General features: G+C 70.5%; 12 protein-coding genes. All 12 read right to left on the bottom strand.

The window, feature by feature from the left end; translation table 11 throughout:
- Positions 1 to 320: S-adenosylmethionine synthetase N-terminal domain-containing protein (locus tag ACZ51S_RS24465; protein WP_468961966.1), on the bottom strand; the 320-nt coding region annotated here is incomplete at its 3' end.
- 196 nt (positions 321 to 516) lie between these two features.
- Complete coding sequence (gene coaBC, locus ACZ51S_RS24460; RefSeq protein ID WP_468804477.1) at positions 517 to 1,755, bottom strand: bifunctional phosphopantothenoylcysteine decarboxylase/phosphopantothenate--cysteine ligase CoaBC; 1,239 nt, start codon at positions 1,753 to 1,755, stop codon at positions 517 to 519.
- A 97-nt stretch (positions 1,756 to 1,852) separates the two neighbouring features.
- A complete protein-coding gene (rpoZ, locus tag ACZ51S_RS24455; RefSeq protein WP_004948662.1) occupies positions 1,853 to 2,125 on the bottom strand; it encodes a DNA-directed RNA polymerase subunit omega in 273 nt (90 codons plus the stop codon).
- 42 nt (positions 2,126 to 2,167) lie between these two features.
- A complete protein-coding gene (gmk, locus tag ACZ51S_RS24450; protein WP_266578270.1) occupies positions 2,168 to 2,731 on the bottom strand; it encodes a guanylate kinase in 564 nt (187 codons plus the stop codon).
- Between the two features lie 61 nt (positions 2,732 to 2,792).
- Entirely contained in the window at positions 2,793 to 3,116 is a 324-nt protein-coding gene (locus tag ACZ51S_RS24445; protein WP_361607391.1) for an integration host factor, read from the bottom strand.
- 282 nt (positions 3,117 to 3,398) lie between these two features.
- Positions 3,399 to 4,241: an orotidine-5'-phosphate decarboxylase gene (pyrF, locus tag ACZ51S_RS24440; RefSeq protein WP_468477025.1), complete on the bottom strand. Its 843-nt coding sequence runs from the start codon at positions 4,239 to 4,241 to the stop codon at positions 3,399 to 3,401.
- Positions 4,238 to 5,347, bottom strand: coding sequence for a quinone-dependent dihydroorotate dehydrogenase (locus ACZ51S_RS24435; protein ID WP_468961965.1), 1,110 nt, complete (start codon positions 5,345 to 5,347; stop codon positions 4,238 to 4,240). Before ACZ51S_RS24435 ends, pyrF begins: the two co-directional genes overlap by 4 nt.
- Positions 5,348 to 5,434: 87 nt before the next feature.
- Positions 5,435 to 8,743, bottom strand: a complete 3,309-nt coding sequence (gene carB, locus ACZ51S_RS24430) for a carbamoyl-phosphate synthase large subunit (protein ID WP_468961963.1) — start codon at positions 8,741 to 8,743, stop codon at positions 5,435 to 5,437.
- Positions 8,736 to 9,878: a glutamine-hydrolyzing carbamoyl-phosphate synthase small subunit gene (gene carA / locus ACZ51S_RS24425; protein ID WP_468477028.1), complete on the bottom strand. Its 1,143-nt coding sequence runs from the start codon at positions 9,876 to 9,878 to the stop codon at positions 8,736 to 8,738. The genes carB and carA overlap by 8 nt, the downstream gene beginning before the upstream one ends.
- Positions 9,875 to 10,456: a PH-like domain-containing protein gene (locus ACZ51S_RS24420; protein ID WP_468477029.1), complete on the bottom strand. Its 582-nt coding sequence runs from the start codon at positions 10,454 to 10,456 to the stop codon at positions 9,875 to 9,877. Before ACZ51S_RS24420 ends, carA begins: the two co-directional genes overlap by 4 nt.
- Positions 10,453 to 11,739 carry a dihydroorotase gene (locus ACZ51S_RS24415; protein WP_468961961.1) on the bottom strand — a complete coding sequence of 429 codons (1,287 nt, stop codon included), beginning with the start codon at positions 11,737 to 11,739 and terminating at the stop codon, positions 10,453 to 10,455. Before ACZ51S_RS24415 ends, ACZ51S_RS24420 begins: the two co-directional genes overlap by 4 nt.
- Before the next feature lie 2 nt (positions 11,740 to 11,741).
- Entirely contained in the window at positions 11,742 to 12,731 is a 990-nt protein-coding gene (locus ACZ51S_RS24410; protein ID WP_468961959.1) for an aspartate carbamoyltransferase catalytic subunit, read from the bottom strand.
- Positions 12,732 to 12,760: the final 29 nt, after the last annotated feature.

Raw genomic sequence — 12,760 nt, 5'->3', positions numbered from 1 at the left:
ACACCCTGCGCGATGTCCGGGGACTGCGCGCCGATGGACACCGACACGCCGCAGGAGGCTCCGTCGAAGCCCTTCTCGGACGAGTCGTAGCCGATCTCGAGGATCTTGTCGCGGACGAGCTGGGCGATCGGCGCGTAGGCCTTGGTCGTCACCTCGCCCGCGATGTGCACGAGACCGGTGGTGATGAGAGTCTCCACGGCCACACGCGAGGTCGGGTCCTCGGTGAGGAGCGCGTCGAGGATCGTGTCGCTGATCTGGTCAGCGATCTTGTCGGGGTGACCCTCGGTCACGGACTCGGAGGTGAACAGGCGACGGGACACAACGCTCCCTGGGGTTGCAGCGGCTGCTGGCTGATCATTTGGCGGAACCACACCGGGGGCTGCGCCCGATCACGTTCCAAGTGTGCAGTTTATCGGTCGCCACCGTTCGCCGGACCACCCGTCTCGCCCTATGGGAGCCGTGTGACCTGCGGCACTCCATTCTGACGTACGGATCTACCGGCGAGAAGGGAAACGCTCAGGCACGGTGGAGGTCACGCCGGGGCGCGAGCCTCGGGGCGACCTGGTCCCAGATGGCGTCCGCCAGAGCTTCCTTCGGACCATGGGGCACGGCAGTCTCCGTCCCGTCCGAAGCGAGGATGACGGCCTCGTTCTCCTCGGAACCGAAGGTCTTGGTCTCGCCCACCTCGTTGACCACGAGGAGGTCGCACCCCTTGCGCCGGAGTTTGGCCCGGCCGTTCGCGAGCACGTCGTCCGTCTCGGCGGCGAAGCCCACGACGATCTGGCCCTCCCGGGCCCGCTCGGCGGAGATCTCCGCGAGGACGTCGGGGTTCCGTACGAGGGCCACGGGCTCGGGGTCCTGCCCGTCCTGCTTCTTGATCTTGCCGTCGGCGTACCGGGCCGGCCGGAAGTCTGCCACGGCCGCGGCCATCACCACGGCGTCGGCGTCCGCGGCGGCCTTGAGCACCGCCTCGCGCAGCTGGAGGGCCGTGCCCACCCGTACGACGTCCACCCCGGCGGGGTCGGGCAGCGCGGTGTTGGCGGCCACCAGGGTGACCCGGGCGCCGCGCGCGGCGGCGGTGCGGGCGAGGGCGTAGCCCTGCTTGCCGGAGGAGCGGTTGCCGAGGAAGCGCACCGGGTCCAGGGGCTCGCGGGTGCCGCCGGCGCTGACGACCACGTGCCGCCCGGCGAGGTCGGGCCCGGCCGCGCCGCGGGTGCGGTGCCCGCGCAGGACGTGACGGCAGACCTCGAAGATCTCGTCCGGGTCGGGCAGCCGGCCCTTGCCGGTGTCCTTGCCGGTCAGCCGGCCGACGGCGGGCTCGATGACGACGGCACCGCGCCGGCGCAGCGTGGCGACGTTCTCCTGGGTGGCGGGGTGCTCCCACATCTCGGTGTGCATCGCGGGCGCGAAGACCACCGGGCAGCGGGCGGTGAGCAGGGTGTTCGTGAGGAGGTCGTCGGCCAGCCCGTGGGCGGCCTTGGCCAGCATGTCGGCGGTGGCCGGGGCGACGACGACGAGGTCGGCCTCCTGGCCGATGCGCACGTGGGGCACCTCGTGGACGGTCTCCCAGACCTCCGTGGAGGCCGGGTTCCCGGAGAGCGCGGCCCAGGTGGCCTCGCCGACGAAGTTCAGGGACGCCGCGGTCGGCACCACCCGTACGTCGTGCCCGGACTCGGTCAGCCGGCGCAGCAGCTCGCAGGCCTTGTAGGCGGCGATCCCGCCGCTGACGCCCAGCACGACCTTCGGCTTGTCCACCACGCACTCCCCTTGACGATTCGCGTACGACACCTATGACACACCACAGGCCCGGCAGATGTTCTGCCGGGCCTGTGGTGAAGGAATTCTCGCTGCCCTACTGGGCCGGGGCCTCGATGGCCTCGGAGGTCAGCAGACCCGCGTTGATCTCGCGCAGCGCGATCGAAAGCGGCTTCTCGTGGACGTGGGTGTCCACCAGGGGGCCGACGTACTCGAGCAGGCCCTCACCGAGCTGCGAGTAGTACGCGTTGATCTGACGCGCACGCTTGGCCGCGTAGATCACGAGGCTGTACTTCGAGTCCGTGGCCTCGAGCAGCTCGTCGATCGGCGGGTTGATGATGCCCTCGGGCGCGGTGATGGAAGAGGACACGCTCTACCTTCCGAAGATGGGTGAAGATCGAAACAAATTCGATCAAACAACTTTCATCAAGGCTAGCAGCTCACGTGCCACGTCCTCGACGGAGGTGTTCACCAGGGTGGTGTCGAACTCGGACTCGGCAGCGAGTTCGATCTTGGCGCTCTCCAGCCGGCGCTCGATGACCTCGGGCGACTCGGTGCCGCGGCCGGTGAGGCGGCGGACCAGTTCGTCCCAGCTCGGCGGGGCCAGGAAGACCAGCTGCGCGTCGGGCTTGGACTCGCGGACGAGCCGGGCGCCCTGCAGGTCGATCTCCAGCAGTACCGGTTCGCCGTTGTCCAGGCGTTCCAGTACCGCGCCGCGCGGTGTGCCGTAGCGGTTGCCCGCGAACTCGGCCCACTCCAGCAGCTCGCCGTTGGCGATCAGCTTGTCGAACTCGTCGTCGTTGACGAAGAAGTAGTGGACTCCGTGTCGCTCACCGGGCCGCGGCTTGCGGGTGGTGGCCGACACCGAGAGCCATACCTCGGGGTGGACCTTGCGCATATGCGCGACGACCGTGCTCTTGCCGACCCCCGAGGGGCCGGAGAGCACGGTCAGCCGCGGACGAACCTCTGCTGCCATAGAGCGATTATCCAGGTTCTCGGGACTGCCTGAGAACGCCGGGAGCACTTCGGGCAGCGCCTCAGGCGCTGCTACCGCCGAACTCGCGCTCCAGAGAGGCGATCTGGTTGGAGCCGAGACCTCGGACACGCCGGGACTCGGAGATGCCGAGGCGCTCCATGATCTGCTTGGCGCGGACCTTGCCGACGCCGGGCAGCGACTCGAGAAGGGCGGAGACCTTCATCTTTCCGATGACGTCGTTCTCCTGACCCGTCTTGATGACGTCGTGGAGGGAGGCGCCGGAGTGCTTGAGTCGATTCTTCACCTCGGCCCGCTCCCGGCGAGCCGCGGCGGCCTTTTCGAGCGCTGCTGCGCGCTGTTCAGGGGTAAGGGGCGGAAGAGCCACGCCTACGTCACCTCGGATGTCGAACTGTCGGATACGGACGGCGGGGAGCCCGTGGGCACCACGCCGGGTGAGGTCCCGAACAGCGATGGAATTCGCTCGCTGCTCGTTCACCCTGGTCGGAGACTAGCGGCCAAGGCCGCTCCAGTCAGCGAGAACGGACGAAAAGTCCTGGTCAGCCTCCACTGAACCGTACATCACGGACATACCACCCTGGTTTTGTCCGGGGAAAGACGTTCGAATTTCGAGATCCCGTGTCACGCGTCCGGTCCCGTACCCCGGGGATCAGCCCGCGACGGCCTCCCGCACCTCCTCGGCGAAGCGCTTCGCCGAGGCGCGCAGGGCGGCGGCGTCCGGACCGTGCTTCAGGACCCCGCGGGAGACGTTCGGGACCACGTTGGCGACGGCGGAGCCGAAGACCGCCGGGAGGTCCGCCGCGGTCGCGCCCTGCGCGCCGATGCCCGGGGCCAGCAGCGGGCCGTTGATGTCCAGGTCGAAGGAGGACAGGTCGCCCAGCGTGGCACCGACCACCGCGCCGAAGGAGCCCATGGGCTCGGCGCCCGCGTTCTCCGCCGCCAGGTGGGCCAGCATGGTCGCGCCGATCGAACGGCCGTCCTCGCGGACCGCGCGCTGGACCTCCGCGCCCTCCGGGTTGGAGGTCAGGGCCAGGACGAAGAGGCCGGCGCCCGAGCGTCGGGCCAGCTCCACGGCCGGGGCGAGCGAGCCGTAGCCGAGGTATGGGGAGACCGTCAGGGCGTCCGAGAACAGCGGGGAGGCGGGGTCCAGGAAGGCGGAGGCGTACGCGGCCATCGTGGAGCCGATGTCACCGCGCTTGGCGTCCATGACCACCAGGGTCCCGGCGGCCCGGGCGTCCGCGACGGTCCGCTCCAGCACCGCGACGCCCTTCGAGCCGAAGCGCTCGAAGAAGGCGGCCTGCGGCTTGAAGACGGCGACGGACTCGGCCAGGGCCTCGACGACCGTGCGGGAGAACCGCTCCAGACCGGCGATGTCGTCCCCCAGGCCCCAGGAGGCCAGCAGGGCGGCGTGCGGGTCGATCCCCACGCACAGGGGGCCCCGGGAGTCCATGGCGGCGCGCAGCCGGGTTCCGAAGGGGGTCACAGGGCTCACAGCGCGGCCTTTCGGGTCTCCGCACCCACGGCTTCGGCCAGGGTCGCGTACGGGCTGGCGGCCAGGCGCGCGGCCAGGCCCTTGTGGATGGCGCGGGCGTAGAACGGGCCCTCGTAGACGAAGGCGCTGTAGCCCTGGATCAGGGTGGCTCCCGCCAGGATCCGCTGCCAGGCGTCCTCGGCGTTCTCGATGCCCCCGACGCCCACCAGGACCAGGCGGTCGCCGACGCGCGCGTACAGGCGGCGCAGGACCTCCAGGGAGCGCTCCTTGACCGGGGCGCCGGACAGCCCGCCGGTCTCCTTGACCAGGGCGGGGTCGGACTTCAGGCCGAGGCCCTCGCGGGCGATGGTGGTGTTGGTGGCGATGATGCCGTCCAGACCCAGCTCCAGGGCGAGGTCGGCGACCGCGTCGACGTCCTCGTCCGCGAGGTCGGGGGCGATCTTGACCAGCAGCGGCACCCGGCGGTCGGTGACCGCGCGGTCGGCGGCTTCCCGCACCGCGGTCAGCAGCGGCCGCAGGGACTCCGTGGCCTGGAGGTTGCGCAGGCCCGGGGTGTTCGGCGAGGAGACGTTGACGACCAGGTAGTCCGCGTGGCGGGCCAGGCGCTCGGTGGAGACCACGTAGTCGGCGGCCGCCTCGGCCTCCGGAACCACCTTGGTCTTGCCGATGTTGACGCCCACGACCGTCCGGAAGACCGGGTTGCGGGCGCCGAGGCGGGCGGCGACGGCGGCCGAGCCCTCGTTGTTGAAGCCCATGCGGTTGATCAGCGCCCGGTCGGGGACCAGGCGGAAGAGGCGCTTCTTGGGGTTGCCGGGCTGCGCCTGGCCGGTGACGGTGCCGATCTCGATGTGGTCGAAGCCGAGCATCGCCATGCCGTCGATGGCGACGGCGTTCTTGTCGAAGCCGGCCGCGAGCCCGAAGGGGCCGTGCATCCGCAGACCGAGCGCCTCCGTGCGCAGGGACGCATAACGGGGCGCCAGGACGGCCGCGACGAAGGTGCGCAGCACCGGGACGCGGGCGGCGAGGCGGATCCACCGGAAGGCCGTGTAATGGGCCCGCTCGGGGTCCATCCGCTTGAAGACCAGGTTGAAGAACAGTTTGTACATCGTCCGAAAAGTCCCTTCTGCGCTCAAGAAGAGGGGGACACCCGGCGCGGTTCGCGCGTCCGGTGTCCCCCTCTCCGCTACGGGCTGCTAGTCGCGGGCGGCGTTCAGGTGCTCCGCGTGCTCCTGGAGGGAGCGCACGCCGACGTCACCGCGGCTGAGCGCGTCGATGCCCTGCACGGCGGCGGCGAGCGCCTGGACCGTGGTCAGGCACGGGACGCTGCGCGCCACGGCGGCCGTACGGATCTCGTATCCGTCGAGGCGGCCGCCGGTGCCGTACGGGGTGTTGACGATCAGGTCGACCTGGCCGTCGTGGATCAGCTGGACGATGGTCTTCTCGCCGTCCGGGCCCTCGCCCTCGCTGAGCTTGCGCACCACGGTGGCGTTGATGCCGTTGCGGCGCAGCACCTCGGCGGTGCCGGAGGTGGCGAGCAGCTCGAAGCCGTGGGCGACGAGCTCGCGGGCCGGGAAGATCATCGAGCGCTTGTCGCGGTTGGCGACGGAGATGAACGCGCGGCCCTTGGTCGGCAGCGGGCCGTAGGCGCCGGCCTGCGACTTGGCGTAGGCCGTGCCGAAGACCGTGTCGATGCCCATGACCTCGCCGGTGGAGCGCATCTCCGGACCGAGGACGGTGTCCACGCCGCGGCCGTGGATGTCGCGGAAGCGCGACCACGGCATGACGGCTTCCTTGACGGAGATCGGCGCGTCCAGCGGCAGGGTGCCGCCGTCGCCGGTCTTGGGCAGCATGCCCTCGGCGCGCAGTTCGGCGATGGTGGCGCCGAGCGAGATGCGGGCGGCGGCCTTGGCGAGCGGGACGGCGGTCGCCTTCGAGGTGAAGGGGACGGTCCGGGAGGCGCGGGGGTTGGCCTCCAGGACGTAGAGGATGTCGCCCGCCATCGCGAACTGGATGTTGATCAGGCCGCGGACGCCGACGCCCTTGGCGATGGCCTCGGTGGAGGCGCGCAGGCGCTTGATGTCGAAGCCGCCGAGGGTGATCGGGGGCAGGGCGCAGGCCGAGTCGCCGGAGTGGATGCCGGCCTCCTCGATGTGCTCCATGACGCCGCCGAGGTAGAGCTCGGTGCCGTCGTAGAGGGCGTCGACGTCGATCTCGATCGCGTCGTCGAGGAAGCGGTCGACCAGCACGGGACGGGTCGGGGAGATCTCGGTGGACTCCGCGATGTACGACTCCAGGCGGGTCTCGTCGTAGACGATCTCCATGCCCCGGCCGCCGAGCACGTAGGACGGGCGGACCAGGACCGGGTAGCCGATCTCGTCGGCGATCGCCTTGGCCCCCGCGAAGGTGGTGGCGGTGCCGTGCTTGGGCGCGGGCAGGCCCGCGTCGGCGAGGACCTGGCCGAAGGCGCCGCGGTCCTCGGCGGCGTGGATGGCCTCCGGGGAGGTGCCGACGACCGGGACGCCGTTGTCCTTGAGCGCCTGGGCGAGGCCCAGCGGGGTCTGGCCGCCGAGCTGGACGACCACACCGGCGATCGGTCCGGCCAGCGACTCGGCGTGGACGATCTCCAGCACGTCCTCGAGCGTCAGCGGCTCGAAGTACAGGCGGTCGGAGGTGTCGTAGTCCGTCGAGACGGTCTCGGGGTTGCAGTTGACCATCACGGTCTCGTAGCCGGCCTCGCTGAGGGCGAAGGAGGCGTGGACGCAGGAGTAGTCGAACTCGATGCCCTGGCCGATGCGGTTCGGGCCGGAGCCCAGGATGATCACCGCGGGCTTCTCGCGCGGGGCGACCTCGGACTCCTCGTCGTAGGAGGAGTAGAAGTACGGGGTCTTCGCGGCGAACTCGGCGGCGCAGGTGTCGACCGTCTTGTAGACCGGGCGGACGCCCAGCGCGTGGCGGACCTCGCGGACGACGTCCTCGCGCAGGCCGCGGATCTCCGCGATCTGGGCGTCGGAGAAGCCGTGGCGCTTGGCCTCGGCGAGCAGCTCGGGGTCGAGCTTCTCGGCGGCGGCGAGGTCGTCCGCGATCTCCTTGATCAGGAAGAGCTGGTCGACGAACCAGGGGTCGATCTTCGTGGACTCGAAGACCTCTTCCTGGGTGGCGCCGGCGCGGATGGCCTGCATGACGGTGTTGATGCGGCCGTCGGTCGGGCGGACCGCGGTGGCCAGCAGCTCCTCCTTGTCGCCGGGCTCGCCGACGAAGGTGAACTGGGAGCCCTTCTTCTCGAGGGAGCGCAGGGCCTTCTGGAGGGCCTCGGTGAAGTTGCGGCCGATGGCCATGGCCTCGCCCACCGACTTCATGGTGGTGGTGAGGGTGGCGTCGGCGGCCGGGAACTTCTCGAAGGCGAAGCGCGGGGCCTTCACGACGACGTAGTCGAGGGTCGGCTCGAAGGAGGCCGGGGTCTTCTCGGTGATGTCGTTCGGGACCTCGTCCAGCGTGTAGCCGATGGCCAGCTTCGCGGCGATCTTGGCGATCGGGAAGCCGGTGGCCTTCGAGGCGAGCGCGGAGGAGCGGGAGACGCGCGGGTTCATCTCGATGACGATGACGCGGCCGTCGTCCGGGTTGATCGCGAACTGGATGTTGCAGCCGCCGGTGTCGACGCCGACCTCGCGGATGATCGCGATGCCGATGTCGCGCAGCCGCTGGTACTCGCGGTCGGTGAGCGTCATCGCCGGGGCGACGGTGATCGAGTCACCGGTGTGCACGCCCATCGGGTCGAAGTTCTCGATGGAGCAGACGACGACCACGTTGTCCTTGGTGTCGCGCATCAGCTCCAGCTCGTACTCCTTCCAGCCGAGGATGGACTCCTCCAGGAGCACCTCGGTGGTCGGGGAGAGCGTGAGGCCCTGGCCGGCGATGCGGCGCAGCTCCTCCTCGTCGTGGGCGAAGCCGGAGCCGGCGCCGCCCATGGTGAAGGAGGGGCGCACGACGACGGGGTAGCCGCCGAGGGTGTCGACGCCCTTGAGGACGTCGTCCATCGAGTGGCAGATCACCGAACGGGCGGACTCGCCGTAGCCGATCTTGCCCTTGACGGCCTCGACGACGCCCTTGAAGAGGTCGCGGTCCTCGCCCTTGTTGATGGCCTCGACGTTGGCGCCGATGAGCTCGACGCCGTACTTCTCCAGCACCCCCTGCTCGTGCATGGAGATGGCCGTGTTGAGCGCGGTCTGGCCGCCGAGGGTCGGGAGCAGCGCGTCGGGGCGCTCCTTCGCGATGATCTTCTCGACGAACTCGGGGGTGATCGGCTCGACGTACGTGGCGTCGGCGATCTCCGGGTCGGTCATGATCGTCGCGGGGTTGGAGTTGACCAGGATGACCCTCAGGCCCTCGGCCTTGAGGATGCGGCAGGCCTGGGTGCCGGAGTAGTCGAACTCGGCGGCCTGGCCGATGACGATCGGGCCGGAGCCGATGACCAGGACGGACTGGATATCGGTGCGCTTAGGCACGCTCGGCCTCCATCAGAGATACGAAGCGGTCGAAGAGGTACGCGGCGTCGTGCGGGCCGGCGGCCGCCTCGGGGTGGTACTGGACGGAGAAGGCCGGCTGGTCGAGCAGCTGGAGGCCTTCCACGACGTTGTCGTTCAGGCAGACGTGGGAGACCTCGGCGCGGCCGTAGGCGGTCTCGGACACCTGGTCGAGGGGCGCGTCGACGGCGAAGCCGTGGTTGTGCGCGGTGATCTCGACCTTGCCGGTGGTGCGGTCCTGGACCGGCTGGTTGATGCCGCGGTGGCCGTACTTCAGCTTGTAGGTGCCGAAGCCGAGGGCGCGGCCGAGGATCTGGTTGCCGAAGCAGATGCCGAAGAGCGGGGTCTTGCGGGCGAGGACGCCCTGCATGACGGAGACCGCGTGGTCGGCGGTGGCCGGGTCGCCGGGGCCGTTGGAAAAGAACACGCCGTCCGGGGAGACGGCGTAGACGTCCTCGACGGTGGCGGTGGCGGGGAGCACGTGCACCTCGATGCCGCGCTCGGCCATCCGGTGCGGGGTCATGCCCTTGATGCCGAGGTCCACCGCGGCGACGGTGAACTTCTTCTCGCCGATGGCGGGGACGACGTACGTCTCCTTGGTGGCGACCTCGGCGGAGAGGTCGGCGCCCTTCATCTGCGGGGCTTCCAGGACGCGGGCCAGCAGGGCCGCGTCGTCGGCGACGGCCTCGCCCGAGAAGATGCCGACGCGCATGGCGCCGCGCTCGCGCAGGTGTCGGGTCAGGGCGCGGGTGTCGATGCCGGAGATCCCGACGACGCCCTGCCCGGCCAGCTCCTCGTCCAGCGAACGCCGGGAGCGCCAGTTGGAGGGGACGCGCGCGGGGTCGCGTACGACGTAGCCGGACACCCAGATGCGGGAGGACTCGGGGTCCTCGTCGTTCACACCGGTGTTGCCCACGTGGGGGGCGGTCATCACGACGACCTGCCGGTGGTACGACGGGTCGGTCAGGGTCTCCTGGTAGCCGGTCATGCCGGTGGAGAACACGGCCTCGCCGAAGGTCTCCCCCACGGCGCCGTAGGCGCGGCCGCGGAAGATCCGACCGTCCTCCAGGACGAGTACGGCGGGAGCTTTGGCTGCTCCCCTGGTGGAGGTCGTCATCGTTCGGCGCCTTCCGTCGTGGTGGTTGAGTTCATGAGGTTGATCGCTTCGACCCAGGCGGCGTGCTCGGCGGCCCGGTCGGAGCGGAATCCGGAGTCGATCAGCTTGTCGCCGTGCGCCCAGGTGACGACGAGCAGGCCGCCCTCGGTGAGTACCTTGCCCGCGATTCCCTTGTCGAGGCGGGCGCCGCGCAGCTGCGCGGCCGGTACGAAGAAGTCGGTTGCCCCCGGACGGACCACGTCCAGGCCCGCGTCGGTGAGGGTGAGCTCGACCCGGCTGCGGACTCCGAGCCCGTGGGCGACGATCCGGTCGAGCCACTGCCCGGCGGTGGTGGACCCGTGGTACCGGCCGGTCAGGGCCAGCCGGTGCTCGGGAAGACCGCCGGGGGTGGCGGGCAGCTCCGGCAGATCGCTCTGCAGGGCGCCGCGCCATTTCCAGCCCTGCCGCATCAGCCAGTACACGAACGCGATGAAGACGAGCAGGCCGAGCACCCACGCCAGGCGGGGGCCCCAGTCCGTCACCTCCGCCGACTGTCGTTCGGCGGCCTCGGCGGCCAGTTGGATCACTGCAGGTGTCACGCCAGTTTCCCGTCCACGACCGTTGCCCGGCCCCGCAGGAAGGTGTGAGTGACGCGTCCCGGCAGCTCACGGCCCTCGTAAGGCGTGTTGCGGCTGCGGGAGGCGAAGAGTGCGGGGTCCACGACACCACGGTACGAGGTATCGACCAAGGTCAGGTTCGCGGGTTCACCTGCCGAGACGGGCCGGCCGTGCCCCGCGAGGCCGCCGATGCGCGCCGGGGCGTGCGACATCCGCTCCGCGACGCCCGTCCAGTCGAGCAGTCCGGTCTCCACCATCGTCTGCTGGACGACGGAGAGCGCGGTCTCCAGGCCCACCATGCCCATGGCGGCGGCGGCCCACTCGCAGTCCTTGTCCTCGTGCGGGTGCGGGGCGTGGTCCGTGGCGACGATGTCGATCGTGCCGTCGGCGAGCGCCTCGCGCAGGGCCATCACGTCGCGCTCGGTGCGCAGCGGCGGGTTGACCTTGTAGACCGGGTTGTACGAGCGCACGAGCTCGTCGGTGAGGAGCAGGTGGTGCGGGGTGACCTCGGCGGTGACGTCGATGCCGCGGGACTTGGCCCAGCGGACGATCTCGACGGAGCCGGCGGTGGAGAGGTGGCAGATGTGCACGCGGGAGCCGACGTGCTCGGCGAGCAGCACGTCGCGGGCGATGATCGACTCCTCGGCGACGGCCGGCCAGCCGCCGAGTCCCAGCTCGGCCGAGACGATGCCCTCGTTCATCTGGGCGCCCTCGGTGAGGCGGGGCTCCTGGGCGTGCTGGGCGACGACGCCGCCGAAGGCCTTCACGTACTCCAGGGCGCGGCGCATGATCACGGCGTCGTCCACGCACTTGCCGTCGTCGGAGAAGACGGTGACGCGGGCGGCGGACTCGTGCATGGCGCCCAGCTCGGAGAGCTTCTTGCCCTCCAGGCCGACGGTGACGGCGCCGATGGGCTGTACGTCGCAGTAGCCGGACTCCTTGCCCAGGCGCCACACCTGCTCGACGACGCCGGCGGTGTCGGCGACGGGGAAGGTGTTGGCCATGGCGAAGACGGCCGTGTAGCCGCCGGAGGCGGCCGCGCGGGTGCCGGTGAGGACGGTCTCGGAGTCCTCGCGGCCGGGCTCGCGCAGGTGGGTGTGGAGGTCGACGAGGCCCGGGAGGAGGACCTGACCCTCGGCCTCGATGAGCTGGGCGCCCTCGACGGACAGCCCGGTGCCGACCTCGGCGATGGTCTCGCCGTCGATCAGGACGTCCTGCGCCTCGCCGCCGAGGACCTTCGCGCCGCGGATAAGGATCTTGCTCATGGTTACTTGTTCTCCTCGGTACGGGCGGCGGCGGGGGTGGTGACGGCGGGCTCGGAGCCTCCGAGCAGCAGGTACAGGACGGCCATGCGGATCGAGACGCCGTTGGCGACCTGCTCGACGACCGTGCAGCGGTCGGAGTCGGCGACCTCGGCGGTGATCTCCATGCCGCGGACCATGGGGCCGGGGTGCATCACGATGGCGTGCTCCGGCATCCGGGCCATCCGGGCGGCGTCCAGCCCGTAGCGGCGCGAGTACTCGCGCTCGGTCGGGAAGAAGGCGGCGTTCATCCGCTCACGCTGCACACGCAGCATCATGACCGCGTCCGACTTCGGCAGCACCTCGTTGAGGCTGTACGAGATCTCGCAGGGCCAGTTCTCGACGCCGACCGGCACCAGGGTCGGCGGGGCCACCAGGGTGACCTCGGCGCCGAGGGTGTGCAGCAGGTCGACGTTGGAGCGGGCCACGCGGCTGTGCAGGACGTCGCCGACGAGGGTGATCCGGCGGCCGTCCAGGCCCTTGCCGAGCCCCGCGTCGCGGCCGACCAGGCGGCGGCGCATGGTGAACGCGTCGAGGAGGGCCTGGGTGGGGTGCTGGTGGGTGCCGTCGCCGGCGTTGATCACCGGGGCGTCGATCCAGCCGGAGTTCGCGAGCCGGTAGGGGGCGCCGGAGGCGTGGTGGCGGATGACCACGGCGTCCACGCCCATGGCGGCCAGGGTCTGGGCCGTGTCCTTGAGGGACTCGCCCTTGGAGACGCTGGAGCCCTTCGCGGCGAAGTTGATGACGTCGGCGGAGAGGCGCTTCTCGGCTGCTTCGAAGGAGATCCGGGTACGGGTCGAGTCCTCGAAGAACAGGTTGCAGATGGTGAGGCCGCGCAGGGTGGGCAGCTTCTTGATCGGCCGGTCGGCGACGCGGGCCATCTCCTCGGCGGTGTCGAGGATCAGGATGGCGTCGTCGCGCGTGAGGTCGGCGGCCGAGATGAGGTGGCGCTTCATCTGGGTGCTCCGTAAGTCGGGAGGGCAGG

It is taken from the genome of Streptomyces sp. NPDC034043 (genome assembly GCF_055575675.1).
Note: the sequence above shows the minus strand (reverse complement) of the source record. Positions and strands in the feature narration are given on the sequence as shown.